The organism is Streptomyces sp. NPDC090088, assembly GCF_044747345.1.
Taxonomy (GTDB): domain Bacteria; phylum Actinomycetota; class Actinomycetes; order Streptomycetales; family Streptomycetaceae; genus Streptomyces.
Genome location: NZ_JBIVDZ010000008.1, coordinates 177904 through 203351, shown reverse-complemented (window position 1 = coordinate 203351; position 25448 = coordinate 177904). Strand labels below are relative to the sequence as shown.

At 73.0% G+C, this 25448-nt stretch carries 23 protein-coding genes and 3 pseudogenes; 11 read left to right on the top strand and 15 right to left on the bottom strand.

All coding sequences use genetic code 11. The features are described from left to right. Positions 1 to 136 precede the first annotated feature (136 nt). From ACIPSJ_RS34995 to ACIPSJ_RS34985, 3 genes are all read right to left on the bottom strand, one after another. A complete protein-coding gene (locus ACIPSJ_RS34995; RefSeq protein WP_401351810.1) occupies positions 137 to 1426 on the bottom strand; it encodes a DUF692 domain-containing protein in 1290 nt (429 codons plus the stop codon). Between the two features lie 146 nt (positions 1427 to 1572). Further along, on the bottom strand, positions 1573 to 2367 hold the full coding sequence (locus ACIPSJ_RS34990; protein WP_359217076.1) for a DUF4142 domain-containing protein: 795 nt from the start codon (positions 2365 to 2367) through the stop codon (positions 1573 to 1575). A gap of 106 nt (positions 2368 to 2473) precedes the next feature. Next, positions 2474 to 3166, bottom strand: a complete 693-nt coding sequence (locus tag ACIPSJ_RS34985) for a peptidyl-tRNA hydrolase (protein WP_401351808.1) — start codon at positions 3164 to 3166, stop codon at positions 2474 to 2476. Between the two features lie 132 nt (positions 3167 to 3298). Here ACIPSJ_RS34985 and ACIPSJ_RS34980 point away from each other — a divergent pair, with 132 nt between their 5' ends. Both ACIPSJ_RS34980 and ACIPSJ_RS34975 read left to right on the top strand, forming a co-directional pair. Beyond that, positions 3299 to 4189, top strand: coding sequence for an ATP-binding cassette domain-containing protein (locus ACIPSJ_RS34980; RefSeq protein ID WP_401351806.1), 891 nt, complete (start codon positions 3299 to 3301; stop codon positions 4187 to 4189). Continuing rightward, entirely contained in the window at positions 4186 to 4857 is a 672-nt protein-coding gene (locus tag ACIPSJ_RS34975; protein ID WP_359217067.1) for an ABC transporter, read from the top strand. Before ACIPSJ_RS34980 ends, ACIPSJ_RS34975 begins: the two co-directional genes overlap by 4 nt. On the opposite strand, the pseudogene ACIPSJ_RS34970 reads toward ACIPSJ_RS34975, so the two are convergent. Continuing rightward, a pseudogene (locus tag ACIPSJ_RS34970) lies at positions 4849 to 5067 on the bottom strand (hypothetical protein). The gene ACIPSJ_RS34975 and the pseudogene ACIPSJ_RS34970 sit on opposite strands and share 9 nt — an antisense overlap. 56 nt (positions 5068 to 5123) lie before the next feature. Beyond that, the gene (locus ACIPSJ_RS34965; protein ID WP_401351802.1) at positions 5124 to 6125 is read right to left on the bottom strand and encodes a GlxA family transcriptional regulator; all 1002 of its coding nucleotides are present in this window, start codon (positions 6123 to 6125) and stop codon (positions 5124 to 5126) included. A gap of 269 nt (positions 6126 to 6394) precedes the next feature. Between ACIPSJ_RS34965 and ACIPSJ_RS34960 the strand changes: the two genes are divergently transcribed. Further along, the gene (locus tag ACIPSJ_RS34960; RefSeq protein ID WP_401351800.1) at positions 6395 to 7522 is read left to right on the top strand and encodes a TDT family transporter; all 1128 of its coding nucleotides are present in this window, start codon (positions 6395 to 6397) and stop codon (positions 7520 to 7522) included. A gap of 39 nt (positions 7523 to 7561) precedes the next feature. On the opposite strand, the gene ACIPSJ_RS34955 is transcribed toward ACIPSJ_RS34960, so the two are convergent. Next, positions 7562 to 9082: a DUF488 family protein gene (locus ACIPSJ_RS34955; protein ID WP_401351798.1), complete on the bottom strand. Its 1521-nt coding sequence runs from the start codon at positions 9080 to 9082 to the stop codon at positions 7562 to 7564. 90 nt (positions 9083 to 9172) lie between these two features. Between ACIPSJ_RS34955 and ACIPSJ_RS34950 the strand changes: the two genes are divergently transcribed. Further along, on the top strand, positions 9173 to 10156 hold the full coding sequence (locus ACIPSJ_RS34950; protein ID WP_401351796.1) for an ester cyclase: 984 nt from the start codon (positions 9173 to 9175) through the stop codon (positions 10154 to 10156). Positions 10157 to 10172: 16 nt separating this feature from the next. On the opposite strand, the gene ACIPSJ_RS34945 is transcribed toward ACIPSJ_RS34950, so the two are convergent. The 6 genes from ACIPSJ_RS34945 to zapE all read right to left on the bottom strand — a co-directional run bounded on the left by ACIPSJ_RS34945 (position 10173) and on the right by zapE (position 15954). Beyond that, positions 10173 to 11024 (bottom strand): polysaccharide deacetylase family protein, encoded by an 852-nt coding sequence (locus ACIPSJ_RS34945; protein WP_359217049.1) that lies wholly within the window; start codon positions 11022 to 11024, stop codon positions 10173 to 10175. A gap of 52 nt (positions 11025 to 11076) precedes the next feature. Continuing rightward, a complete protein-coding gene (locus tag ACIPSJ_RS34940; protein ID WP_401352509.1) occupies positions 11077 to 11907 on the bottom strand; it encodes a slipin family protein in 831 nt (276 codons plus the stop codon). A gap of 160 nt (positions 11908 to 12067) precedes the next feature. Next, positions 12068 to 13567, bottom strand: a complete 1500-nt coding sequence (locus ACIPSJ_RS34935) for a SulP family inorganic anion transporter (protein ID WP_359217046.1) — start codon at positions 13565 to 13567, stop codon at positions 12068 to 12070. Positions 13568 to 13575: 8 nt separating this feature from the next. After that, the gene (locus ACIPSJ_RS34930) at positions 13576 to 14154 is read right to left on the bottom strand and encodes a carbonic anhydrase (protein ID WP_359217043.1); all 579 of its coding nucleotides are present in this window, start codon (positions 14152 to 14154) and stop codon (positions 13576 to 13578) included. A 91-nt stretch (positions 14155 to 14245) separates the two neighbouring features. Then, positions 14246 to 14641 carry a hypothetical protein gene (locus ACIPSJ_RS34925; RefSeq protein ID WP_401351792.1) on the bottom strand — a complete coding sequence of 132 codons (396 nt, stop codon included), beginning with the start codon at positions 14639 to 14641 and terminating at the stop codon, positions 14246 to 14248. A 203-nt stretch (positions 14642 to 14844) separates the two neighbouring features. Beyond that, on the bottom strand, positions 14845 to 15954 hold the full coding sequence (gene zapE, locus ACIPSJ_RS34920) for a cell division protein ZapE (RefSeq protein WP_359217037.1): 1110 nt from the start codon (positions 15952 to 15954) through the stop codon (positions 14845 to 14847). A 334-nt stretch (positions 15955 to 16288) separates the two neighbouring features. Between zapE and ACIPSJ_RS34915 the strand changes: the two genes are divergently transcribed. The 4 genes from ACIPSJ_RS34915 to msrB all read left to right on the top strand — a co-directional run bounded on the left by ACIPSJ_RS34915 (position 16289) and on the right by msrB (position 19662). Continuing rightward, positions 16289 to 17053 carry a pyrimidine reductase family protein gene (locus ACIPSJ_RS34915; RefSeq protein ID WP_401352506.1) on the top strand — a complete coding sequence of 255 codons (765 nt, stop codon included), beginning with the start codon at positions 16289 to 16291 and terminating at the stop codon, positions 17051 to 17053. Positions 17054 to 17207: 154 nt separating this feature from the next. Further along, complete coding sequence (locus ACIPSJ_RS34910) at positions 17208 to 17681, top strand: indole-3-glycerol phosphate synthase (RefSeq protein ID WP_355707801.1); 474 nt, start codon at positions 17208 to 17210, stop codon at positions 17679 to 17681. 171 nt (positions 17682 to 17852) lie between these two features. Beyond that, entirely contained in the window at positions 17853 to 19241 is a 1389-nt protein-coding gene (gene murC / locus ACIPSJ_RS34905) for a UDP-N-acetylmuramate--L-alanine ligase (protein WP_359217033.1), read from the top strand. 13 nt (positions 19242 to 19254) lie between these two features. Further along, a complete protein-coding gene (gene msrB, locus ACIPSJ_RS34900) occupies positions 19255 to 19662 on the top strand; it encodes a peptide-methionine (R)-S-oxide reductase MsrB (RefSeq protein WP_365684104.1) in 408 nt (135 codons plus the stop codon). Positions 19663 to 19869: 207 nt separating this feature from the next. On the opposite strand, the pseudogene ACIPSJ_RS34895 reads toward msrB, so the two are convergent. Next, a pseudogene (locus tag ACIPSJ_RS34895) lies at positions 19870 to 20007 on the bottom strand (MFS transporter); the annotation flags it as partial. Here ACIPSJ_RS34895 and ACIPSJ_RS34890 point away from each other — a divergent pair. Continuing rightward, positions 20004 to 20144: pseudogene (locus tag ACIPSJ_RS34890) on the top strand (ArsR family transcriptional regulator); the annotation flags it as partial. The pseudogenes ACIPSJ_RS34895 and ACIPSJ_RS34890 sit on opposite strands and share 4 nt — an antisense overlap. 146 nt (positions 20145 to 20290) lie before the next feature. Beyond that, positions 20291 to 21619: a PP2C family protein-serine/threonine phosphatase gene (locus ACIPSJ_RS34885; RefSeq protein ID WP_401351789.1), complete on the top strand. Its 1329-nt coding sequence runs from the start codon at positions 20291 to 20293 to the stop codon at positions 21617 to 21619. A 190-nt stretch (positions 21620 to 21809) separates the two neighbouring features. Here the strand turns inward: ACIPSJ_RS34885 and ACIPSJ_RS34880 are convergent, their stop codons facing one another. Together ACIPSJ_RS34880 and ACIPSJ_RS34875 are read right to left on the bottom strand one after the other, a co-directional pair. Then, the gene (locus ACIPSJ_RS34880; RefSeq protein WP_401351786.1) at positions 21810 to 23258 is read right to left on the bottom strand and encodes a sensor histidine kinase; all 1449 of its coding nucleotides are present in this window, start codon (positions 23256 to 23258) and stop codon (positions 21810 to 21812) included. Next, positions 23255 to 23950, bottom strand: a complete 696-nt coding sequence (locus ACIPSJ_RS34875; protein ID WP_359217014.1) for a response regulator transcription factor — start codon at positions 23948 to 23950, stop codon at positions 23255 to 23257. The genes ACIPSJ_RS34880 and ACIPSJ_RS34875 overlap by 4 nt, the downstream gene beginning before the upstream one ends. A gap of 151 nt (positions 23951 to 24101) precedes the next feature. On the opposite strand from ACIPSJ_RS34875, the gene ACIPSJ_RS34870 reads away from it, so the two are divergent. Beyond that, positions 24102 to 25439: a ferric reductase-like transmembrane domain-containing protein gene (locus tag ACIPSJ_RS34870; protein WP_401351783.1), complete on the top strand. Its 1338-nt coding sequence runs from the start codon at positions 24102 to 24104 to the stop codon at positions 25437 to 25439. The last annotated feature ends 9 nt before the right edge of the window (positions 25440 to 25448 follow it).

Here is a 25448-nt window from a genome sequence, read left to right as displayed (position 1 = left end):
TGTGTGGGGGCTTGGGGCGGATGTCGTGTGCGGGTGGAGTGTGGCTGGTCGCGCAGTTCCCCGCGCCCCTGAAGGGACGCTGTCCAGCCGCTTCTCCTTAGCCGCGGGCGCCGCGCCAACCGCCTTCCCCAGCCGGTCACGCCCTCCGCAGCAAGGCCCTTCGCCGGGGCGCCGACCCGGACCGTTGCAGCCACCACGCCCGCAGTCGCCGATGCGTACCGCCGCCCCCGGTCCGCCCCTCCCGCAGCAGCTGTGCCGCGAAGTCCAGGGCGTCCCGCCGATAACCCCCGGTCATCGGCCGCTCCTGGGCGTACGCCAGGAACGCCCCCCGGTACGCCGCCCCCAGGATCTCCGGCAGCTCCGGCGCCACCTTCGCCACCACATCCGCCCGCTTCGCCGCCAGCGCCCGCGCCTGCACGCCCATCCGCACCCGGTCGAACCCCTCCGGTACCGGTGTCCCGGCGACCAGCGAGGAGAGCACAGCGGCCTGGGCCAGCCCGACCCGCTGCCGGGTGGCGTCGGCGATCTCGGCGACCCCGGGGATCTCGGCGGCGGCCGGTGGTGCCGGGGGTTCCCACGGCCCGTCGGCGCCTCCGCCACCCGCTGCGACCGCCGCCCGGATCGCCCCCAACTCCCGCTCCAGCTCGGCCGGTTCCGGGAAGAGATCGTCCCGCTCCAGCAGGACCCCGGGCGGCGCGACCCGGGACGCGAGGTCGGTGAGGATGTCCAGGACCGCCGGGGGCACCGGGTGGGCGTGGCTGTCGTGCCAGACGCCGTCGCGCTCGACGCCGCCCGCGACATGGACGTAGGCGATGGCCTCGACGGGCAGTTCGGCGAGCGCCTTGGCCGGGTCCTCGCCCCGGTTGACGTGGTTGGTGTGCAGGTTCGCCACGTCGATCAGCAGCCGGACCCCGGTGCGGTCGACGAGGTCGTACAGGAACTGCCCCTCGGTCATCTCCTCGCCCGGCCAGGCGATCAGCGCGGCGATGTTCTCGACGGCGAGCGGCACCGGCAGCGCGGCCTGGGCGATCCGGATGTTCGCGCAGAGGACGTCGAGGGCGTCCCGGGTGCGCGGGACGGGGAGGAGGTGGCCCGCCTCCAGCACCGGGGAGGCGGTGAGCGGGCCGCCCGCGCGGACGAACGCGATGTGCTCGGTGACCAGCGGGGCGCCGAGCGCCGCCACCCGCTCGGCGAGGGCGGCGAGCCGCTCCTCGTCGGGACGGTCCGCGCCGCCGAGGCCGAGCGAGACGCCGTGCGGGACGACGGTCACCCCGCGCTCGCGCAGCCGCCGCAGCGACTCGGGGAGATGGCCCGGGCAGGTGTTCTCGGCCACGACCTCGACCCAGTCGATGCCCGGCATCCGCTCCACGGCGTCCGCGATCTCCGGCCGCCAGCCGATGCCCGTGCCCAGCCGCTGCAAGGTCATGGTCCTCCCCCTCCTGCCCCGAGTGCCGCTCCGAGTGCTGCCCCGAGTGAGGGGGGTATGGCCCCGGAGCGCGCCCACGAACCGTGTTGCCTGCCGCTTCAGAGCAACATTTGAGGTTCGGGACCGCGCTCCGGGGAGCTCTTCGGCTACCGGCTGAGCACGCCGCCCTCGGAGGCCTCCGGGTCGGGGCGCCCGGTGTTCACCGTGCCCGGCGCGGCGGGGGACGGCTTGGACGTGGTGCGCACATTGCCGCTGGCCTGCGCGGCCGGCGCGGAGGGCGCCACCACCCCGGGCGCCGGCACGGCCGGACCGGTCGGGCTGGCCGTGGTCCCGTTGGCGATCTCGTTGGCGATGGCCTCGAAGTCGACCTTGCCGGTCTTCTCCAGGATCGTGATGTGGTCGAGCACGGTCTGGTTGGTGTCGGAGGCCAGCTGCCGCACCAGGCTGTTGCGGGTGGTGTTCCGTACCGTCCCGATCGCCGGGAAGATCTTGCCGTGGGCGGCCCGCAGCAGGTTCACGAACTTGTACTCGTACTCCTCGCCGGTCGCCGCCGACATCTCCTGGAGCCAGCCCTGCTGCTGCTCGTTGGGCACGTTGGGCAGCTCGACGCCCAGTTGCGCCGCGACGATCCGCACCCGCCGGTCCAGGTCGGTGTGGCCGACGATCAGATGGTCGCCGGCCTCCTTGATCGCGGCGCTCGGCGCCCGCTGGATCGCCTGCTGCCCGGCCGGCAGCTCCCACAGCCCGGCCAGCCGGACCCGCACGATCAGATCGCGGTCGGAGGCCGTCAACGGTCCCCACTCGGTCATCACGGTCCCCGCCGCCACGTTGGCCTGCCCGGTGCCGGAGCGGTCGGCGTACGACCACACGGGGTACACGAGCGCGCCGACCGTACCGGCGAGGGTCGCCAGAATGAGGGCCGTTCCGTTCAAACGCCGCAAGGGGTGCCTCCCCGTGTCGCTGGTTCAGTGCCAGGACGTACGGCCGGGGCGGCGAGGGTGCTCAAACAAACGGTAAAGTTTTCCAGGGAAGTTAAAAAAGTGCTGGTCAGCGAAGCGCCGGATGGTCCGCGACCACCGTGCAGCTGCCCGGTGCGATCTCGGTGAACCCGGCGTCCCGCACCAACGGCAGCCCGCCGCCCGTCAGTTCAGGCCACTCGGCCGGATCGGCGGTCCGTACGGCGAGCGGGAACCCGGCGTCCCGCCAAGCCTCCCGCTCCTCCTCCGACAGCGCCCACCACGCCAGTTGGGCCCCGTGCCCGGCCTGCGCCATCGCCTTCCCCGCGGACATCTCCAACTCGGGGTTCAGCCACAGCACCGGCGCGGACCGGTCGGCGCCGACGGGCGGCTCCGGGTCCTCCAGCTCGGTCCCCGACACCTGCAGCTTGGCCAGATCCTTCGGCCACCCGTCCAGGGGAACCGGCGGAAACACCCGTACCTCGGCCGCCTTCCCCGTGAGGGTGATCCCGGGCAGCCCCTCGGCCCGCCGCCACTCGGCCCCCCGCGCCCGCCGCACCACCTTCCGGATCCGCGCGTCCTCCCAGTCCCGAACGGCCTGCGCCCACTCCCCGTCCCCGAGGGCGCGCGGATCACTGAGCAGCGTCAGTACAGCCCGCGCGGCCGTCTCCAGGGCGTCGGTACGGGCAGGAGGGGCCGACTTCTCTATCCGTACGACGAGGGGCAGGACGAACTGGGGTGCTTCGTCACGACTATTGGCCGAGACCTGGAAGGGTGCGCTCACCGCACCAACCTTAAGGGGCGCGGGGCTGTGCCCGTTTTGCGGCTCCGCCGCGGGGGCGCGACCAGCCACCCACGTACCCGCACCCCGCCGCGTTGGGCACCACGCACCCCCGTCCCGCACGACAATGTCCCCATGCACCGTGATCTTGAACTGGCCCGCGTAGGCCGCCGCTACGGCATACGCGGCCCCTGGGTGTTAAGAGGCGTCGACCTCACCATCACCCCCGGCTCCCTCACCCGCGTCGAGGGAACGAACGGCACCGGCAAGTCCACCCTGCTCCGCCTGGTCGCCGGCATAGACAGCCCCACCGAGGGACGGATCACCGGCCGCCCCCGCACCGCCTACGTCCCCGAGCGCTTCCCCTCGGCGCTCCCCTTCACCCCCTCCGGCTACCTCACCCACCTCGGCACGGTCCACGGCCTCTCCCGCCGCACGGCCACCGCCCGCGCCGCGGACTGGCTGGAGCGGTTCGGCGCCGCCGCCTACGCGGCCACCCCCATGGCCCAGCTCTCCAAGGGCACCAGCCAGAAGGTCGCGGTCGCCCAGGCCCTGCTCGCCGACCCCCGGCTCCTCGTCCTCGACGAGGCCTGGACCGGCCTGGACGCCGAGGCGCGCGCGGAGCTGGAGCGGGCGGTGGCCGAACGCACCGCCGCCGGGGGCGCCGTCGTGTTCGTGGATCACGATCCGCGGCGGCTCGCGGGCGCGCCCGACGCGATCTACCGGGTGGTCGACGGCACCCTCGCACCCGGTGCCGTACCGGTGACCCCACCCGTCGGCCCGCACACCGTGGTGACCGTGCGGGGCCCGGCCGGCGGCCGTCTCCCCGCCGACGCGACCCGCACGGCGTCCTCGGCCGAGGAACCGACCCCCGGCACCTACCGTCTTACGGTTCCCGCGTCCCACTCGGACGTGGTCCTGCGTGCCCTCCTCACGACCGACCCGCCCTGGCACGTGGTCACCGTGGGTCTCGCAACCGCCCCAGCTGCCCCAGCCGTCCCACCGGACGAGAAAGACCGCCCATGACCGCACTCCTCCGCTACCAGACCGCACTCCTCCTGCGCTCCCAGCGCTGGCTGCCGCCGGTGATCCTGTACGCCGTGTTCCTCGGCGTGGGCGTGCAGAGCGGCCAGCCGGTGCTGGACTCGCTCGGCTACACGGCCGCCGCGCTGCTGCCGGTGGCCGCCTGGCTGGTACGGATCTGCGTCACCGGCGAACCGCCGGCCGCCCGCGCCTGTGTCACCGCCGCGAGCGGCCCGGCCAGGGCCCATCTAGCCGCCCTGCTCACCGCGCTCTTCGCCGCCGCGCTGCTCGGCACGGCGGCCACCCTGCTCGTGACGGTGATCAGCCGGCACGCCACCAACGACCACCGGCTCCCCGTGTCACCCCTGCGGGCCGGGGCCGCCGGCCTGCTCGCGACCCTTGTCTGCGCGCTGCTCGGCACCGCCGTCGGCGCGCTCACCAACCGGCCGCTGCTGCGCTCGCCGGGCCGCGCGGTGCCCGCGATGCTGCTGGCCGCGCTGCTCTCCACGGTGGTCGCCGGCTCCCCGGCACACGCGGCGGTCAGCGGCCTGGTCACCGGCTCGGAGTCCGGCCGGATCCCGGTCTCCCCGCTGCCGCCGGCCGCTGCGGCCCTGCTCACCACCGCGGCCTTCGCCATCGCCTGCGCCCTCAACGGCCGCCGCTCACCCTGAACAGGCGCTCCGCTGCGCCTCCTGCCACTCGCACCTGGGACACATCGTGATGCCCTTGTACGGCTCCGGGTACTCCGTCGGCTCCCGGCACAGCACACTCCCCCACTCTCAACTTCGTTCGAGCGGGGGGACCCCCATGGCATACGGCGGCCCGTCCGCCTTCGGCGGCTTCGGCGCATCGGTGATCGTGCAGTAGCCCTCGTCGCTCATGTCTCCAGCGTAGACACCGCGCGTGACATGGCGTCCCCGGCGCCGGGGACGCCATGTCACCAAGGCTTGAGCGCCGGCTCCCGGGTGCTGCGGAAGCGGGCCCGGTAGGCCCCCGGTGTGATGCCCAGGCTGCGGGTGAAGGCCCGGCGCATCGACTCCGGTGAGCCGAAGCCGGTGCGCCGGGCCACCGTGGCCATGGGGTCGTCACCGCCTTCCAGCAGCGCCCGGGCGGCTTCCACGCGGACCTGCTCGACGTAGCGGGCGGGGGTCGTGGTCATCTCGTCGTGGAACAGGCGCGTCATGTGGCGGGTGCTCACCCCCGCCCGGCGTGCCATGGCCGTCAGGGTGTGCGGCGCGGCCGGGTCCTCGGCGACCGCGTCCAGGACCCGGCGCAGCATCTCCTGCCTGGCGCGCGGGACGTGGGTGCGGACGCTGAACTGTGACTGGCCTCCCGGCCGCTGCATGAACACGACCATGTCCTTGGCCACCGCCCGGGCGACATCGGCGCCGGACTGCTCCTCGACCAGCGCGAGCGACAGGTCGATGCCCGAGCTGACCCCCGCGGAGGTCGTGATGTGGCCGTCGCGCACGAACAGGGCGTCGGCCGCCACGGTCACCCGGGGGTAGCGCAGGGCCAGCTGGTCGGCGAAGCGCCAGTGCGTGGTCGCCTCGCGCCCGTCGAGCAGCCCGGCCGCGGCGAGCAGGAAGGCCCCGGTGCAGACGGACGCGGTGTGCCGGGCGCGGGCGTCGAGCGCCCGGACGGTGTCCAGCAGGGCGTCGTCCTTGATCAGCGAGGGCCACTCGGGACCGCCGGGGACGACGACCACGTCGCTGACGTCCCGGGCCTGCGCGGCGGCGAGGTCGACGCCCAGCGCGGTGCCGGCCGCGGTGACCACGCCGGCGCCGTCCGGGGAGACCGTGCGCACGCGGTAACGCCCGCCGAACTCGTTGGCCGACGCGAAGACCTCGATCGGGCCGGTCACGTCGAGAAGGCGTACGCCGGGGAAGACCAGCACGGTCACCAGCAGCGGCTCACTCCCTGACGACGTCTGCTTCATCGTGCGCCTCCCGGCCCGGTGCATCCGTTCAGGGTAGGTGCTGTGGGTTTGCCCATCAAACTCGCTACCGCGGCCCCCGTCTTCTCTCGGTGTCCTGGAGTGAGGGTGTCCTGGCCCGCGCAGGCCTGTGGCGGGAGCCGTGCCGCCTCCTAGTTTCGGAACCGCCGACGGGCCGACGGCGTTGCCCGAGCCCCGCCCGGCACGAGAAGACGCGGAAAGACGCGGAAATACGCGAGAAGACGCGAGAGAAGAGAGAGGCGCTCCACGCCGTGGCACCCCACCCCAGCACCAGCCGAACGGTCCCGTCCCGGAACGGCCCGGTTCCGAGAGGCCCCGTACCGGCCCACGGCAGCCCGGCGGCGAACGGCGGGGAGCGGGCGCGGCTCGGCCCCGGCTGGTTCGCCGCCGTCATGGGCAGCGGGATCGTCGCCGTCGCGGCCGCCACCCTGCCGCGCACCTTCCCCGGGCTCGGCACGGCCGCCACGGTCGTCTGGGCCGGGACCGCGCTGCTGCTGATCGCGCTGGCCGCCGGTTACCTGCGTCAGCGGACGCTGCGGGCGCATGCCGGTGATCCGGTCCTGGCCCAGTTCCTCGGGGCACCGCCGGTGGCGCTGCTCACCGTCGGGGCCGGGACGCTGCTGCTCGGCCGGCGGCTGGTCGGGGAGCGCGCGGCGCTGGACGTGGACTGGGTGCTGTGGTCCGCCGGTACGGTGCTCGGTCTCGCCACCGCCTGCGCGGTTCCGTACCTGATGGTCACGCGGCACCGCTTCACGCCGGACGCGGCCTTCGGGGGCTGGCTGCTGCCGGTGGTGCCGCCGCTGGTCTCCGCCGCGACGGGCGCGCTGCTCGTTCCGCGGGCGCGGGCCGGGCAGGTGCGGCTGGCCATGCTGCTGGGCTGCTGGGCGATGCTGGGACTCGGGCTGGTCGCGGTCCTGCTGGTGCTGGCCATGGTGTACAGCCGCCTCGTGCATCACGACGCGCCCGCGGGTGTGCTGGTGCCCACGGTGTGGATCGGCGTGGGAGCGCTGGACCAGGCGGTGACGGCGCTGGGCGGGCTGGCCACGGCGGCGCCGAGCGCGCTGCCCGCCCCGTACGCGCGCGGCAGCGCGGTCGCGGCGCTCCTCGGCGGCCTCGGGATATGGGGCTTCGCTTCGCTGTGGCTGGTGCTGGCCACGGCGCTGACGGTGCGGGAGATCCGCGGCGGGCTGCCCTTCGCACCCACGTGGTGGTCCTTCATCTTTCCCCTAGGCGCCTGCGTCACCGCGACCAGCGCGCTCGCCGCCCGTACCGGCTCGCAGCTTTTCGTCTGGAGCGCCGTCGTCCTGTACGCGCTGCTGGTCGCCGCCTGGGCGGTGGTCGCCTGGCACTCCCTGCGGCACGCCGCCGGCCGTCGATGACCGTGCCGGTACGCCGCCCGGCGTGAACACGGGGCGTGGCTACGCCGGGGTCCGGGCGGCCGTGGGGCGGCGCCGGAGCCAGGCGGCCACCATGGCGGCGAACACGACGGCCCAGACCGCCGCGGCGACCCAGACCTCCCAGCGGCCCAGGCTCGTCATCCACGGTGTTCCCGTCGTGCGTCCCAGTTCGTGCGTGGCGACCGCGTACATACCGATCGGGAAGACGAGGTTCCACCAGCCGAGCTCGTAGCGCAGCGGAACCCCGCGCACCGCGTGCCGCCACAGCCCCAGGAGCAGCAGGAGCGGGATCAGCCAGCTGGAGAACGACCACAGAACGACGGACGGCCCGATGACGACCGCACGGGACAGCGGTGTGCTGCCCGGGGGCAGCGCGGCCAGCCGCACGCCGGCGAGCACGGTGATCGCCGCCGCGCCCATGAAGATCCAGACGGATGTCATGAGGCCTTCCGGGCGCACCGGCCGGGCCAGCAGCCGGGCCAGCACGATCGCGGCGGTCAGCAGGTACTGCATCAGACCCACGCCCCAGCACACCACCGCCAGCACGGGCAGCACGTGTCCCGGCGTCACCCTGGCCAGCGATGCCGCCGCGACCGCCACCGACTCCGATCCCACCGCCCACAGGAACCAGGTGCCGTTCACCTGGTCGAGCGACGGGCCCCGCCTCATGGTGGTGATGAGCGCGAGCGGAACGCCGTAGTCCAGCACCAACCACCCCAACGTGCCGAACGCCAGGAACCCCTCCGCCGCGGCGGTGTGGCCGTCCGGGACGAGGCGCGCGGCCAGCACGTTGGAGGAGATGGCGAGGGTGAGGAAGGCGAAGGCGCGCGGCCCGAGAAGGTCCGCGACGAACCGCCGCCGCATGCGCAGCAGTCGCCAGCCGTAGGCGGGCACCAGTACCGCGAAACCGGCCAGGGCCACCCAGAGCAGTGCGAGGGAGGCGCGGCCGGCGCCGTTGACGTACAGGGCCGTGGAGACGATGCCGGTACCCATCACGAACGCGAGTGCCCCCGCGTTGAGTTCGGCGACCGAGGCGGACACGGCCGCGCGGTACCGGGACGGTCGGGGACCGGGATCACTCGGTCCGGGATCACTCGGTCCGGGATCACTCGGTCCGGAATCACTCGGTCCGGAATCACTCGGTCCGGAATCACTCGGTCCGGGCTCGCGGCGGCCGGGAGCGGCGAGCCATTCCGCGAGGACCGCGGCATGGCTGCGGTCCGTGTCCTGGGCGGCGGTCAGCAGGACGAGGTCGCCGCGTTCGGCCAGCTCTCTTAGCCGGGAGGCCGCCTGCCGGTGCCCCGGGTCGCCCAGTTCGGCGAGGTAGCGGCGGCGGAACTCGCCGAATCGCAGCGGGTCCTGGCGGTACCAGCGCTGCAGCTCGGCCGACGGGGCGACATCCCGCAGCCACTCGTCGTACGGAGCCCCTTGCCGGTCGGTGCTCTCCGGCCGGTCCCGGTCGACCAGCACCCGTGCGCCGGCCTCGCCGACCCCCGAAGGGGCCGGCTCGTGGATCCTGCGGCAGGTGATCTGCTTGGCCATGACGCGTCCTCCGGCCGCCGCGGCAGCGAATCCATATTAGTGGAATGCGCATTTCATTGGCTTTTGTCAGCGGAGTGTACGGACGACACCGTGTCCCGATCCGAGGGCATCAGGTCCGCCCGGCCCGCCATCGGCCTCGTACGGAGCCTGGTTGTGACGAACATGATCGACCGCGAACCGTCGGACACCGCGCCGCCGCCTCCGTCCATCCTGTGGAACCTGGGTCTCCTGCACGGCGAGTTGCGGGCGCGGCACGGCCTGGCGCTCCACGACCACCTGGTGCTCGCTGTCCTCGCCGAGGCCGAGGCCGAGGCCGGGGGCGGGCCCGTGCCGGTGCCCGTGGCCCGGCTGACCGCTGTCCTGGGAGAGTCGGGGAGCCGGATGACCTTTCTCCTGAAGGGCCTGCAGGCCGCCGGGCTGATCGAACGCGACCGGCGGGCCGGGGACCGCAGGACGGTCGAGGTCACCCTGACCGACGCGGGGCGGGCCAGGTCCGCCGACGCGGAGCGGACGGCGCGCGCGGCTGTCCCGGCGTCCCGGCGCCTGACGTGCTGGGAGCCGGCGGCCGGGGTACGGTCGGTGCACGGCGTTGATGCGGACTGCTCAGCCGACGACAGGCCGGTGCCGGAGACGCGCCCGGGAGTGCTCATGGCCCAGCAAGCGAACATCGCCGCGCAGACCGCCTTCGGAGAGGCCGTCGTCTCCGGCGACCTGGAGGCCCTCGACGGAATCGTCGCCCCCGACTCGGTCGACCACGATCCCGCCCCGGGGCAGGCGCGGGGTCCCGAGGGGTACAAGGCCATGTTCGGCGCGTTGCGTGCGGCCTTTCCCGACCTGCACGTCGAGGTCGAGCACCTGCTGGCCACGGATGACGAACTGGCCTTCGCCTACACGATCAGCGGGACCCATCTGGGACCGCTCATGGGGCAGCCCCCGACCGGCAGGAAGGTGAGCTACCGAGGCATGCAGATCAGCCGCTTCGACGGCGACGGCAAGCTCGTCGAACGCTGGGGCAGCAGCGACGAACTCGGCATGCTGCGTCAGCTCGGCCTCGGCGTGCGCCCACCCCGCTAGCCGGTCGTGGCGGCGGTCACCGGTGACCCGGTGTCTCCCCGATCAGCTCGGACACCTTCACGAAGCGGAAGCCGCGCTTTCGCAGTTCCGGTACGACGGTGCGGACCACCTGCTCGGTGGTGGGGGCGGCGCTGCGGGTGCAGTGCATGACGACCACGGAGCCGGGCTTCACACCGTCCAGGACCTGCTGGGTCACGGCGTCGGCGTCCGTGGCGAAGGCGTCGCCGCTGACCACGTCCCACTGGACCGCGGTGACCCCGAGGGCGCCGACCGCGCGGAGTGCCTGGTTGTCGTAACAGCCGCCGGGGAAGCGGAAGTACGGCATCGGGTGCGGTACCCCGGCCCGGAGCAGGGCGGCGTAGGCACGCTCGACGTCCGACTTCATGTTCGCGGCGGAGACGGTCGGCAGGCCGTAGCAGTCGCCGGTGAAGGCGTAGTGGCTGTAGGAGTGGTTGGCGACCTCGAACTGCGGGTCGTGGCCGAGGGAGCGGGCCTGGTCCGGGTACTGGTCGGCCCAGCGGCCGGTCATGAAGACCGTGGCCGGCACCTTCAGGCGGCGCAGGGTCGCGATCAGCGCGGGGTTGTCGAAGTGTTCGCCCGCTGCCGCGCGCGGGCCCTGGTCGGCGGTCATGTCGGCGTCGAAGGTCAGGGCGACGGTCTTGCCCAGGGTCCGCGGGCCGTTCATGAAGACGGCGGCCGTACCGCCCGGGCCCGCCGCGAGCGTGGGCGGCTTGGCGGCGGGGGCGGGCTTCGCGGGGGCCGGAGGTCCGGCGTGCGGCGCCTGGGCGGTGCCGCAGGCGGCGAGCGCGGCGCCTAGGGCGACGCAGACGGCGGTCGTACCGGTAAGACGGCGTGCTAGTCGGATCACCGTATGAACGTAGGGTGGAATGTCTGATTTTCTGGGGTGGCGCGGCGCCGGGTCACCCGGGCGGCGGGCCTTGCCTCACCGCGCTCTCGCGGATCTCCGCCGGGGTGCCGCCGTTCGGTGCCGGCTGCTGGGCGCGCTCCAGGAAGCGCAGCAGCTCCACCGGGAAGGGCAGGACCAGAGTGGAGTTCTTCTCGGCCGCCACCGCCACGATCGTCTGCAGCAGGCGAAGTTGCAGGGCCGACGGGGTGGCCGCCATCTGCTGGGCCGCCTCGGCCAGTTTCTTCGAGGCCTGCAACTCGGCGTCGGCGTTGATGATCCGGGCCCGGCGCTCCCGGTCGGCCTCGGCCTGGCGGGCCATCGAGCGCTTCATCGTGTCCGGCAGCGACACGTCCTTGATCTCGACCCGGTCCACCTGCACCCCCCAGCCCACGGCCGGGCTGTCGATCATCAGCTCCAGCCCCTGGTTGAGCTTCTCGCGGTTGGAGAGCAGATCGTCCAGGTCGCTCTTGCCGATGATGGACCGCAGCGAGGTCTGGGCCATCTGCGAGACGGCGAACTTGTAGTCCTCGACCTTGACCAGCGCGCTCACCGCGTCGACCACCCGGAAGTAGACGACCGCGTCCACGCGCACGGTGACGTTGTCGCGGGTGATGCCCTCCTGGGCGGGCACCGGCAACGTCACGATCTGCAGGTTGACCTTGTAGAGCCGGTCCACGAACGGGATCACCAGGTTGAAGCCGGGCTTCCGGACGTCACCGGTGACCCGGCCGAGCCGGAACAGCACACCCTGTTCGTACTGCTTGACGACCCGCGCCCCGGCGGCCAGGTACAGCGCGCCGGCGCTCAGCGCCGCCACCACCGCGACCAGCAGCTCCTGAACCATCACGACCCCCAGGTAAAGAGGTCCGATTTATCTGATGCTGCAACGATATGCCCGGTGGGAGGCTCGGGGCCACGGTCGCCCGGAAGCGGGTCCGGGCCGGGATGCCGAGGGGCGTCGGCATCCCGGCCCGGGTGCGGCCGCCGGTCCAGGCGGCCGTGTCTCAGGTCGCCGCGACCCCGGTGGTCGTGGCTTCGGCGGCCGGGGCCGCTGCGGCCGTGACCTTCACCGGCTCGGTGCCGGCGTCGCTGTGCCGCTCGGCCCAGCTCTCCAGGGCGGTCCGGCAGGCGTGGTCGAGGTGGTGCAGCCCCGACAGGTCCACCCGGATCGGGCGGTCCTGGGGCAGCGCCTCCAGACTGTCGAGGATCTTGGGCAGCCGCAGGAAGGTCGCGTTGCCCGAGAGATGGGCGTCGATCGGGCCCGCGCCCTTGTCGACGACCTCCAGCTTGAGGTGCGAGGCCTCCCAGGCGGTCTTGACGATCGACAGGGCGAGCCCGATGAGGACCCCCTCGAACATGCTCACCGCGACGATCGACACCGCCGTGACGACCAGGATCAGCGCCTCACCCCGGTGCTCCCGCCACAGCGCGGCCAGCGCGCGCACCGGGATCAGCTTGGCGCCCGAGTAGACCAGGATTCCGGCGAGCGCCGGGATCGGTATGTAGCCCAGCACTCCCGGCAGCAGGGCCGCGAACAGCAGCAGCCAGACACCGTGCAGCACCCGGGACGCCTTCGTCCGGGCGCCGGCCTGCACATTGGCCGCGCTGCGCACGATCACCGCGGTCATCGGCAGCGCGCCGAGCACTCCGCACAGGGCGTTGCCCGCGCCCTGGGCGATCAGCTCCTGGTTGTACCTGGTCCGGGGACCGCTGTGCAGCCGGTCCACGGCCGCCGCGCTGAACAGCGACTCGGCGGAGGCGATCAGCGTGAACGCGACGATCGTGCCGATCACCCCGAGGCTCGCCAGTTCGCCGAAGGCGCTCAGAGGCGGCGGCTGGACGGAGCCCAGCAGCCCGTGCACCTCGACGGTGGCGACCGGCAGGCCCAGGAAGAGCGCGGCCAGGGTGGCGAGACCGACGGCGGCCAGCGGCCCGGGGACCGTACGCACCCGCGCGGGGACGTACTTCCACAGCACCAGCACCGCGACGGTGCCCGCGCCGAGGGCGAGGGAGGCCAGGGCCTTCCCGTCCCCGAGGGCGTCCAGGAACGCCCCCGGCAGTCCGGCGATCTTGCCGGGGCCGGACTCGGGGGCCTTGGCGGCGAGCGCCGGATACAGCTGGCCGGCGATCAGGACCAGACCGATTCCGGCCAGCATGCCCTCGACGACCGAGACCGAGATGGCCCGGAAGTACCGCCCCAGCTTCAGGGCGCCCATGGTGATCTGGAGGAGGCCGGTGACGAGCACGATCACCCCGAGCACCGGCAGCCCGAACTCCCGCACCGCCTCGAAGACGAGCACGGTCAGGCCGGCGGCCGGTCCCGACACCTGAAGGCTGCTGCCGCGCAGCAGCCCGGTGACGAGACCGCCCACGATGCCGGTGACCAGGCCCAGTTCGGCCGGGACACCGGAGGCTACGGCCACGCCCACGCACAGCGGGAGCGCGACCAGGAAGACGACGAGAGAGGCGGCGAAGTCCTGACGTATGTAAGGGAACTTGGTCATCGTGGCGCTCACAGGGCCTCGAAGGAGTCGGTGGCGGCGCGGTGTTCGCGCACGGCACCGGTGTGGACCTCGTAGTACCAGCCGCGCAGGGTCAGTCCGCCCTCCGCGAGCTTCCTGTCGATGAAGGGGTACGAGCGCAGCCGCAGCAGCTGGGCGAGCACATGGTTCTGCACGCCCTCGGCCACGGCCGGGTCCTCCACCGCCCCGCTCGGGCGCGGCTCGGCGCTGGCCAGCCAGTCCCGTACGGCGGGTACGGCGGTCAGGTCGTCGCCGCGCACCAGCGCGCCGACGGCGCCGCAGTGCGAGTGTCCGCAGACGACGATGTCGCGGACGCCGAGCACCTCCACGGCGTACTCGATGGTGGCCGCCTCGCTGGTGGGGTGTTCCGAGGCGTACGGCGGGACGATGTTGCCCGCGGTGCGCAGCTCGAAGAGCTCGCCCGGGCGGGCGCCGGTGATCAGGGCCGGGACGACTCGGGAATCGGAGCAGGTGATGAAGAGCACCTGCGGGGACTGGCCTTCGGCGAGTCTGGCGAACTCCTCAGGGCGCTGTCCGAACGTACGGGCGTTGTCGATGAGGGGCTGCATGGTCTGTGGACTCCTCCTGGCGCGCCACAGCGGCGCGTCGGGCTTGCACGACGGGCGTGGGGGGTTGAAGAGCCGGGGCGGAACCCGCCCGTCAGCAGCGGAAGACCTGGAGCGCGGCCGGTGAGTGGGCTCTGGAGGCTCTTGTCGTGCGGTGGTGCCTGGCCTGGCCGGGCGTCGAGGCGTGTATGGCCTCGGTGGGCCGGGCGGCGGGCTGACGGTCGTCGGCCCAGCCGGCGGTGGGGGTGCGATGGCGGTCCGCGGTCGGCGGGGGGCTGGGGGGCTCCCCGCAGAGGCCGTGGTTGCGGAGGGTGTGCGAGCCGTCCCGTACGGTCTTCGCCGAGGACTTCGGTCCGGGCTGAGCCTTGGCCTCGACATGACTGAGGGTATGCGCGGCTGCGAAGGTTGCGGCGGGCGCGAAGAACTGGACGGCGAGCAGGGCGGCGGCCAGGAGCGAGAACACGGTCCGGGCCGTCGTACCTCGGAACATGAGCCCCCCTCGCGGCAGTTCACGCCTCTCGTGTGCACCAAGCACAGGTCAATGGTTGGTCAAGAAACACGTTAACCCTGCAAAGTTGTTTGCAGGGTTAAATCGGTGTTGCGAGCCCAAGAGAGCGTGAAAAATGCCGGTGGGGTGGCTCGATCAGGCTCTTGACCTGGAGGGCTTGATCGAATAGCGGCCGACCGGGCCGACTACGCGGCGTCCACGAACCCCTTGGCGTCCCGGGCCAGCGCGGTGAGCCGGGATATCGCGCGGAAGTACTTCTTGCGGTAGCCGCCGTTCAGCATCTCCTCGCTGAACAGCCTGTCGAAGGGCAGCCCGGAGGCCAGCACCGGCACCTCGCGGTCGTAGAGCCGGTCCGCGAGGACCACCAGCCGCAGCGCGGTCGACTGGTCCGGCACCGGCCGCACATCCGTCAGGCAGACCGCCGTCAGGCCGTCGGCCAGCGCGCCGTAGCGGCTGGGGTGCACCTTGGCCAGGTGGTCCAGGAGGTGCGGGAAGTCGTCGAGCGAGGCGCCCGGGGTGGCGTACGCCGCCTTGGTCACCTGTTCGTCGGAGTACGGCGCCGGCGCCTCGGGCAGGCCGCGGTGGCGGTAGTCCTCGCCGTCGATGCGCAGGGTGCGGAAGTGGGCGGACAGGCCCTGGATCTCGCGCAGGAAGTCGACGGCCGCGAACCGGCCCTCGCCGAGCTTGCCCGGCAGGGTGTTGGAGGTGGCGGCGAGCGCGACCCCGGCCTCGACCAGCCGGCCGAGCAGGCTCGACACCAGGACCGTGTCGCCGGGGTCGTCCAGCTCGAACTCGTCGATGCACAGCAGGCGGTGGCCGGAGAGGGTCTGCACGGTCTGCTGGAAGCCGAGGGCGCCGACCAGGTTGGTCAGCTCCACGAAGGTGCCGAACGCCTTCAGCGCGGGCTCGGCCGGGGTGGCGTGCCAGAGGGAGGCGAGCAGGTGGGTCTTGCCGACGCCGTACCCGCCGTCGAGGTAGACCCCGCGGGGCCCGGCGGGCGTCTTCGCCGCCTTGGCCTTCCCGAAGCCGAAGAAGCCGCGCCTCGCGCCGCCGGCCACCGCGTGCGCCCCGCCGAGACCGGCCGCGAAGCCTTCGAGGACCCCGACGGCCTCGGTCTGGCTCGGCTGCTTCGGGTCCGGGAGGTAGGTGGCGAAGCGCACCGTGTCGAAGCGCGGCGGCGGCACCATCTCGGCGACCAGCCGGTCCGCGGGAACGTGCGGCGAACGGGCGCACAGCGACAGCGGGCCCGCGTCGGCTATGGGACTGACCTCGGATGCGGCGGGAGAAGACGACACGGTTACCCATGCTAGTTGCCGTGCCACACTGCACGACATGCGACGCCTGTTCCCTGTGACCGAACAAACAGCAGCCCGGGCCGAGGCCCCCGGCGATTCGGACGAGGGGGCGGCCCCCGGGACGGCCTCCGGGACGGCCTCCGGCGGCGAGGGGGAGCGGCCCGGGGGTGTGGCGGGCTCCGATGGGAGTGCGGACGGGCGGGTGGCTTCGGGGAAGGGGCGGCCCGGCCATGGCGCTCGGGGTCCGGGGGAGCGGCCCGGGGGTGTCGGGGGCTCCGGCGGGGGTGCCGGCGGGCGGGTGGCTTCGGGGGAGGGGCGGCTCGGTGGCGGCAAGGTGGGCGGGGCCGGTGGTCCGGGCGAGGGGGCGGGTGGTGACCGGGAGTGGAGTCTCGCCGAGCTGGCTCTCGCCTATGCCTATCCGGAGCAGGCCGGGCGGGAGCCGTGGCTGCGGGCCAACATGGTGTCCACGCTCGACGGGGCCGGTCAGCACGACGGGCGTTCGCAGCCCATCTCCGGTGCGGCCGACATGCGGATCTTCGGCACTCTGCGGGGGCTCGCCGATGTGGTCGTCGTAGGTGCGGAAACGGTACGGCAGGAGGAGTACCGGCCGGTACGCGAGCGGGCGGAGTTCGCGGGCGCCCGGACCGCGGCGGGGCAGGCGACGGTCGCCGCCGTCGCCGTCGTCAGCGCGAGCCTGGACCTCGACTTCTCGCTGCCGCTGTTCACCTCGCCGCTGGTGCCCACGCTGGTCCTGACCGGCGCGGCGGCCGCCCCCGACAGGGTGGCCGCCGCCGAGAAGGCCGGCGCCCGGGTGGTGACCGCGGGCGACGGCGCCGGCGTCGACCCCGGCCGCGCGGTACGCGCCCTCGCCGGTCTCGGCCACACCCGGCTGCTCACCGAGGGCGGCCCCCGGCTGCTCGGGCAGTTCATCGCCGCCGGCGTCCTCGACGAGCTGTGCCTGACGGTCTCGCCGATGCTCACGGCGGGCGCCGCGCAGCGCATCGCCGGGGGCCCCGGTGTCGCGGTACCCCAGCGCTTCGAACTAGTGTCCCTGCTTGAGGAGGCCGGATTCCTGTTCGGTCGTTACCGTCGGTCCTGAAATCAGCGGAATCTACCGTTCCGCTTAGCTTCCGGCGGGCACACTGAATCCGGCAGTACCCGTGCGATCACGGGGCAGGATGGTTTCCGCAGGGGTGCTCGGCCCCACGGAGGACAGAGGGCCGAAGCGGTCCTCCAAGGAGAAGAGGCGCCTGGTGTTCACAAGCGTTCTGATGATCGAGAAGGCCCTGACGTCCGCCGACGTGGAGTTCGTCACCACCTTGCACGGGGACGAGCCGGTCGTCTTCCATGTGCTCCTCCAGCCGCGCGGCGACCAGGCGGACCGTCTGCTGCGGGCCATCGACGACATCGCACTCGGCGAACTCGACGAGGCCGCGCGTGAGCGGGAGACCCCGGAGGGGGACGCGGCGAAGGGCCCGGCCGAGCAGGCGCTGGACGTGTCCCTGACGGCCCTGCGGGCGGCCGGGAGCAGTGCGGAGGGGCGGATGGTCGAGGACCACCCGCTGGACGCGCTGCGGAAGCTGGTGGAAGAGGTGGGCGCGGACGAGGTGATCGTGCTGACCGATCCGCACTATGTGGAGGAGTTCTTCCACCGGGACTGGGCGTCCCGGGCGCGGCACAAGGTGGGGGTGCCGGTGCTGAAGTTGTTCTCGCACAGCAAGGCGTAGGCGCCGTAGGGGTGGTGCGGTGCGTTTGCGACTGCGGGTGCGCTGTGGCTGGTCGCGCAGTTCCCCGCGCCCCTTTCGGGGCGCTGATGCTCGCGCCCCTCGCAAGGCACCCGGTGTCCGAGCACATAGGCTAAGGACGCTTTCGCACGTCACCGTCTCTGGGAGAAACACATGGCACCCGGCCTTCCTTCCGCCATGGAGCGACCGCACTTCGTCGGGATCGGCGGCGCCGGGATGTCGGGGATCGCGAAGATCCTCGCCCAGCGCGGTGCCGCGGTGGCGGGGAGTGACGCCAAGGAGTCGGCGACAGCCGGGGCGCTGCGGGCGCTGGGCGCCACCGTGCACATCGGGCACGCGGCGGCGCACCTCGCCGACGACGCCAGCTGTGTCGTCGTGTCCTCGGCGATCCGGAAGGACAACCCCGAGCTGGCGCGCGCGGCCGAGCTGGGCATCCCGGTGGTGCACCGCTCGGACGCGCTGGCCGCGCTGATGGACGGGCTGCGGCCGATCGCGGTCGCGGGCACCCACGGCAAGACCACGACCACCTCGATGCTGGCCGTGTCGCTGACCGCACTGGGCCGCGAGCCGTCGTACGCCATCGGCGGCGACCTGGACGCGCCCGGCTCGAACGCCCTGCACGGCGAGGGCGAGATCTTCGTCGCCGAGGCGGACGAATCGGACCGCAGCTTCCACAAGTACGCGCCCGAGGTCGCGATCGTCCTCAACGTGGAGCTGGACCACCACGCCAACTACGCCTCGATGGACGAGATCTACGAGTCCTTCGAGACCTTCGCGGACCGGATCGTGCCCGGCGGCACACTGGTGATCAACGCCGATCACGAGGGCGCGCGCGAGCTGACCCGGCGGGTGGCCGGGAAGGTGCGCACGGTGACCTACGGCGAGGCCGCGGACGCCGACGTACGGGTGCTGTCCGTCGTACCGCAGGGCCTCAAGAGCGAGGTCACCGTCCTGCTGGACGGGGCCGAGCTGACCTTCGCGGTGTCCGTCCCCGGCCGCCACTACGCGCACAACGCGGTCGCCGCGCTCGCCGCGGGCGTGGCCCTGGGCGTCCCGGCCACCGAACTCGCGCCCGCCCTGGCCGCGTACACCGGCGTCAAGCGGCGCCTCCAGCTCAAGGGCGAGGCGGCCGGCGTCCAGGTGATCGACTCCTACGCCCACCACCCGACCGAGATGACCGCCGACCTGGAGGCGATGCGCGGCGCCGCCGGTGACAGCCGCATCCTGGTCGTCTTCCAGCCGCACCTGTTCTCCCGCACCCAGGAGCTGGGCAAGGAGATGGGCGACGCGCTGGCCCTCGCGGACGCCTCGGTCGTCCTCGACATCTACCCGGCCCGCGAGGACCCGATCCCCGGCATCACCAGCGAGCTGATCATCGAGGCGGCGCGGGCCGCCGGTGCCGACGTCACCGCCGTGCACGACAAGGACGAGGTGCCCGCCGTGATCGCGGGAATGTCCAAGCCCGGTGATCTGGTTCTCACCATGGGCGCGGGCGATGTGACCGACCTGGGCCCGAGGATCCTGGAACGCCTGGCGAAGTGAGGGGCTGAGAGTCATGTCGTACGACGTAGAGAAGCCGGACGAGCAGTGGCGGGCGGAGCTGACCCCGGCCGAGTACGCCGTGCTGCGTCAGGCGGCGACCGAGCCGGCCTTCACCGGTGAGTACACCGACACCAAGGCCAAGGGCGTCTACTCCTGTCGCGCCTGCGGTGCCGAGCTGTTCACCTCCACCACGAAGTTCGAGTCGCACTGCGGCTGGCCGTCCTTCTACGACCCGAAGGACACCGACGCCGTCGAACTGATCGAGGACCGCACCCACGGCATGGTCCGCACCGAGGTGCGCTGCGCCCGCTGCGGCTCGCACCTCGGCCACGTCTTCGAGGGCGAGGGGTACGCGACCCCGACCGACCAGCGGTACTGCATCAACTCGATCTCGCTGCGGCTGGCCGAGGACGAGAGCTGAGGGCAGGGCTCAGGAGAGCCGGACCGGGCTGGGCAGCAGTGCCCGGGCCGGTACCGGCGTCCACCGGACGTCGCCGGGCGCGTCGCGTGCGACACGGCCGAAGGCCCGGTCCCCGAAGCGGACCGCGAAGGCCGCGGGCCGTGACCGAGGGGCACGGTCCGCTCGGCACCGCCGCCCGCCTGCTGGAGCGGGCCGCGCCCGCGGATGGACGAGCAGCGATCCGAGCAGGCCGACGATGTAGAAGGCGAAGATCACGATCAGGGTCCCCTTGGAGAACCCGATCTCCCGCTGCCACAGCACGTACAGCGGCGTCGCCGCGTTGGACAGGATGAAGACGGCCGTCACATCACTTCAAGGCCCTGCGCGAGGCGGGCGTCACCCGGCAGCGCCAGTACGGCCCGGAGCGCCGCAGCCATGGCCGCGTCGACGACGTCGAGGCCCGGTTCCCCGGCCTGCTGGAGCTGGTCGCGGCCTGGACACCGGACGGGCAAGACGGACCCCTGGGGGCGCAGGCGCACGGCCGCGGGCCACGGCAGCCGGGCGCCCGCCGGACCGGCGAACCACCTACGACAGCCCTGAGGCGTGAGTGGCTGGTGCCCGCTGTGGTGCTGTTTGAGACTCTGTGAGGGTGTCGGGTGTCGCGCGATGGTTCCAGTCCCGCAGGGGAGCCGCGTCCGCCGACGGCCCGGGCCGGTCGGGCCGGCCGGCCCGACCGGGCGGCCCGGACGGACTCACCGCGGGCGGCGACCCGGCCGCGCCGCTGCGGCTGCTGCGGACGGTCGCGGCGGGCATCGGCACGAGCCTCGACGAGCCCACGACCTGCACGGAACTGACCCGGGCGGCGGTACGGACCGTCGGCGGCGGCGCGGCCGTGATGCGGCGGACCGGGGACACCGTCTCCGGCTACGAGTCGATCACCGGCGACCCCGACCTGCTGCCCGACGCCCGCTGGGCGACGGCGGTGGCCCGGGACGCGGGGACCCCGGCGGCCGACCGCTGGGCGGACCCCTGGCTGTCCCGCCCGGTCGCCGGCCGGATCCGTCCGGCTCTGTGCGCGCCCCTGACCAGCGGGTCCGACCAGTACGGCGTCCTGGTGTGCGCCCGAGAGGGCATCGCCTTCACCCGTGCGGAGGCCGAGCTGCTGGCCCTCCTCGCCGAACGCGCCGCCTCCCACATCCGGCACGCCCGGGAGTACGCGCAGGTCAACCGCACCGCGGGCGACCTGCAGCGCGCCCTGCTGTCCGAGCCGGGCCGCCCGCACCCGAACCTCGACGTGGCGATCCGCTACCTCCCGGCCGGCGGGCGGGTGCTGGTCGGCGGCGACTGGTGCGAGACCGTACGGCTGCACTTCGGGCGCACCCTGCTGGTCGTCGGCGATGTGATGGGCCACGGCCTGGAGGCCGCCGTCGACATGAACGCCTACCGCTCCTCCCTCCGCTACATCGCCTCCTCCGAGCTGCCTCCGCACCGGGTGCTGCGCCAGCTCGACGACATCGCCGCCACCGAGGCCGACCGCAGACCCGCGACCTGCCTGCTGGTGCGCGTCGACCCCAGCCGCGGCCAGGTCACCCTGGCCAGCGCCGGCCATCTCCCGCCCGCGCTGATCACCCGGGCCGGCCGGACCTCACTCCTGCCGGTCCCCGTGGGCCCGCCCCTGGGCACCGGCTTCGGCGGCTACGAGTCCGCCACCCACCGGATCGAACCCGACCAGGCCCTGATCCTCTTCACCGACGGCCTCGTCGAACACCGCGGCGAGGACATCGACCGCTCCCTGCACCGCCTGGCCGCCCTCCACTTCAGCCCGGCCGTCGGGGTCGACGCCCTCCTCGAATCCATCCTCACCCGCCTCGACGCCCGCAACGCCGAGGACGACGTCGCCGTCCTCGCGGCCCGCCCGCATCCCCGGCAGGACCCGGTCGGACCGGAGGAGGGCGAGGCGGGTATGGGAGTGGCCTGACTTCTCCGCTTCACCGAGGGGCTTTCGCCTTCACCGAGGGGCTTTCGCCGGACACTCCTCCACGCGCTGGTGACGACCGCTCGTCAGGTACGAGGTGTGCGGGTGCCGACCCCGATCGGCGCCCGGGCCGGCGGCATCACGGCGTTCGACGGCCCGGCCCGCGTGCCCGCCTTCGGGAGCGTGTCCGTGCTCACCGGCCGGTGGGCCGGGGCAGGGTCAGGGTGAACACGGTGGTGTTCTCCGGGGCGTCGGTCAGGGTGATGGTGCCGCCGTGTGCCTGGAGCAGGGCGCGTGCCACCGAGAGGCCGAGGCCGCTGCCGCCGCGGTCGCGGCTGCGGGCCTTGTCGACGCGGTAGAAGCGGTCGAAGACCTGGGCCCGGTCGGCGGGCGGGATGCCGGGGCCCCGGTCGCCGACGCTCACGGAGGCCGACCCGGGCGTGACGGTGACGGTGACGGAGACCGGTGTGCCCGTGGGGGTGTGCACCGCCGCGTTGGTGAGGAGGTTGTCCAGGACCTGACGGATACGGACCGGGTCGAGGCGGAGCGGGACCGGGTCCGGGCCGGTGGTCACCGTCAGGGGGTGGCCGGTGTGGGCCGCGCGGAAGGCGTCGGCGGCCTCCCGCACCAGCTCGGTCAGGTCGGTGTCCTCCAGCCGCAGCGGGGCCTCCACCTCGGCCGCGTCCAGCCGGGCGAGCAGCAGCAGGTCGTCGAGGAGGATGCCCATCCGCGCGGCCTCCGCGCGCAGCCGGGCCAGGTGCTTGTCGCGTTCCTCGGGGGCGTTGGCGGCCGCGTACTGGAAGAGGTCGGCGTAGCCGCGTACCGACATCAGCGGGGTGCGCAGCTCGTGCGAGGCGTCCGCGACGAACCGGCGCAGCCGCTGCTCGGCCTCGGCGCGGACGGCGAGGGAGTGGTCGATGTGTTCGAGCATCGTGTTGAACGCGGTGCGCAGCTCCTCGACCTCGGGGCCGCCGCCCCGCTTGGCCGCGCGCAGCGGCAGCCGGGCCGCCGACTCGGTCAGGTTGTGCGAGGCGATGCCGTGCGCGGTGTGCGCCATGTCGCTCAGCGGCTCCAGGCCGCTGCGCAGCAGCCGGCGGCCGAACACCACCAGCGCCAGCAGGGCCAGCCCGAACGCCACCACCTGGACGGTGACCAGCTGTCGTACCGTGTCGTCGATGGTGCCCGTCGGCGCGCCGCTGACCAGCACCACCCCCGGCTCCACCTCGCAGCCGCGCAGCCGGTACTCGCCCTGGCCGGTCAGGTCCTTGGTGCGCAGCACCTCGGTGCCCGCGGCGATCTGCGCCTCCGCCACCGAGGTGAGCGGGGCGATGTCCGAGGGCAGGTCACTGCTCTCCTCGGGCTTGCGCAGCACCGGGGTGCCGTGCGAGACGTCGTACACGGCGTAGTACCAGTGGTAGTACTTCTTGCCCTGGAGGGTGCCGTTCTGCACGATGCTCTTCGACTGGGCGGTCTGGGCGAGCCCCAGCTGGTCGTCGAGCTGGGCCGAGAGGTAGTCCCGCATGTAGGTGGTCAGGGCCGTGCCGACGACCGCGAACACCACCAGGGCCAGCGCCCCCAGTCCGAGCGCGAGGCGGGTGCCCAGGCGCATGCTCCGGTACGAGCGCAGCAGCCGGCCGATCACTCCGCGGCCTGCCGCCGTATGACGTACCCGAAGCCGCGCACGGTGTGGATCAGCGGCTCCCCGCCGGCCTCGTCCATCTTGCGGCGCAGCCGGCTGACCACCAGCTCCACGACGTTCGAACGGCCGCCGAAGCCGTACTCCCACACATGGTCGAGGATCTGCGCCTTGGTGAGCACGGTCGGCGACTTGCGCATCAGATAGCGCAGCACCTCGAACTCGGTGGGGGTCAGGGAGAGCATCCGGTCGGCGCGACGGACCTCGCGGGTGTCCTCGTCCATCGTCAGATCGGCGACCCGGAGCACCGAGCGCTGGAAGCCGGGACCGGCGCTGCGCCGCAGCACGGTCCGCAGCCGGGCCATCAGCTCCTCCACGGCGAACGGCTTGACCAGGTAGTCGTCCCCGCCCCGGGTCAGCCCCGCGACCCGGTCGGCGACCCCGTCGCGGGCCGTGAGGAACACCACCGGCACCATCGTCCCGGAGTGCCGCAGCCGGTCGAGCACCCCGAAGCCGTCCAGGTCCGGCAGCATCAGGTCGAGCACGACGATGTCGGGCTTGAACTCGGCGGCCCGGGCGAGCGCGTCCTCACCGGTGTACGCGGTGACCGCGTTCCAGCCCTCGTACCGCGCGACCGTCGCGACCAGGTCGGCGATCGGCGGGTCGTCGTCCACGACGAGGAGTCGTACTTTTTCCACCCGCTCATATTGCGCCACCCGGCCGTGGACGCCAGACCTCTGCTCACACAGAAAACACATCGATAACCAGTTGAAAGCACACCGACAGGAAAATGACAGCAGCCACGGGTGAAGCTCGACTCCCAGGACCCGATCAAGGAGCTGCCGACCCGTGACGACCGTCCAATCACCCCCTGCGCCCCCCACGGCGGTACGCCCCAGGGTGGTGGCCCGCACGGGCCTGTACGCTGTGCTCGCCGTGAACGCGGCCGTGGTCGCCTGGTTCTTCGCCCAGGCCGGTTTCGCCTCCAACGCGCTGATCGTCATCGGCCGCCTCTTCGGCCTGTACGGCGCCCTCGTCATGGCCTTCCAGCTGGTGCTGGTGGCCCGGCTGCCCTGGCTCGACCGCCGGATCGGCATGGACCGGCTGACCTCCTGGCACCGCTGGACCGGCTTCGCCCTGCTGTGGACGCTGCTCGCGCACGCCGTCTTCATCAGCTTCGGCTACGCGGACGGCGCGGGCGTCGGCCCGGTCACCGAGATCGTCGACCTCGCGGAGACCACGGAGGGCGTGCTCCGGGCCGTGGTCGCGCTCGGCATCATCCTCGTGATCGGCGCCGTGTCGGCCCGCTACGCCCGCCGCCGGCTCGCCTACGAGACCTGGCACTTCATCCACCTGTACACCTACGTGGCCGTGGTGCTCGCCTTCAGCCACCAGGTCGCGGTCGGTACGACCTTCACGGTGTCGTCCGCCGCGACGGCGTACTGGTACGCCGTGTGGGGCGTCGCGCTCGGCTCGGTCGCCCTCGGCCGTCTGGTGCTGCCGTTGTGGCGCAACCACCGCCACCAGTTCCGGGTCTCCGCCGTCGTCCCCGAGTCGGACAACGTGGTCTCGGTCTACGTCACCGGCCGTGACCTGGACCGGCTCGGCGCCCAGGCCGGGCAGTTCTTCCTGTGGCGGTTCCTGACCAAGGACCGCTGGTGGCAGGCGAACCCCTTCTCCCTCTCCGCCGCCCCCGACGGCCGCACCCTGCGCCTGACCGCCAAGGCGGCCGGCGACGGCAGCGCCGGCCTGCGGCACCTGAAGGCCGGCACCCGCGTCTTCGCCGAGGGCCCCTACGGCGCCTTCACCACCCTGCACCGGCAGAAGCCCGAGTCCCTGCTCATCGCGGGCGGGGTCGGCGTCACCCCGATCCGCGCCCTCCTGGAGGACCTTGAGGGCCACGCGATCGTCATCTACCGCGTCGCCGCCGACCGGGACGCCGTCCTCTACGACGAGCTGCGCGACCTCGCCGTCGCCAAGGGCGCCGAGCTGCACCTCGTCACCGGCCCGCCGGTCCCGGACAAGCTGGCCCCGCGCGAGCTGGTCCGCCTGGTGCCGGACATCGCCGACCGGGACGTCTTCCTCTGCGGGCCGCCCCCGATGATGAACGCGGTCCTGCGCACCCTGGGAGACCTGGGCGTGCCCAAGCCGCAGATCCACTTCGAGCGTTTCAGCCTGGCGGGATGAGAGAGACAC

Excerpts from the sequence above, each read along its gene's own strand:
- ACIPSJ_RS34995 (WP_401351810.1), bottom strand. The coding sequence starts at position 1,426 with ATGACCTTGCAGCGGCTGGGCACGGGCATCGGCTGGCGGCCGGAGATC.
- murC (WP_359217033.1), top strand. The coding sequence starts at position 17,853 with ATGGCACCCGGCCTTCCTTCCGCCATGGAGCGACCGCACTTCGTCGGG.
- ACIPSJ_RS34930 (WP_359217043.1), bottom strand. The coding sequence starts at position 14,154 with ATGCAGCCCCTCATCGACAACGCCCGTACGTTCGGACAGCGCCCTGAG.
- ACIPSJ_RS34955 (WP_401351798.1), bottom strand. The coding sequence starts at position 9,082 with ATGGCCAAGCAGATCACCTGCCGCAGGATCCACGAGCCGGCCCCTTCG.
- ACIPSJ_RS34925 (WP_401351792.1), bottom strand. The coding sequence starts at position 14,641 with ATGTTCCGAGGTACGACGGCCCGGACCGTGTTCTCGCTCCTGGCCGCC.
- ACIPSJ_RS34935 (WP_359217046.1), bottom strand. The coding sequence starts at position 13,567 with ATGACCAAGTTCCCTTACATACGTCAGGACTTCGCCGCCTCTCTCGTC.
- ACIPSJ_RS34965 (WP_401351802.1), bottom strand. The coding sequence starts at position 6,125 with ATGAAGCAGACGTCGTCAGGGAGTGAGCCGCTGCTGGTGACCGTGCTG.
- msrB (WP_365684104.1), top strand. The coding sequence starts at position 19,255 with ATGTCGTACGACGTAGAGAAGCCGGACGAGCAGTGGCGGGCGGAGCTG.
- ACIPSJ_RS34980 (WP_401351806.1), top strand. The coding sequence starts at position 3,299 with ATGCACCGTGATCTTGAACTGGCCCGCGTAGGCCGCCGCTACGGCATA.
- ACIPSJ_RS34975 (WP_359217067.1), top strand. The coding sequence starts at position 4,186 with ATGACCGCACTCCTCCGCTACCAGACCGCACTCCTCCTGCGCTCCCAG.
- ACIPSJ_RS34940 (WP_401352509.1), bottom strand. The coding sequence starts at position 11,907 with ATGGTTCAGGAGCTGCTGGTCGCGGTGGTGGCGGCGCTGAGCGCCGGC.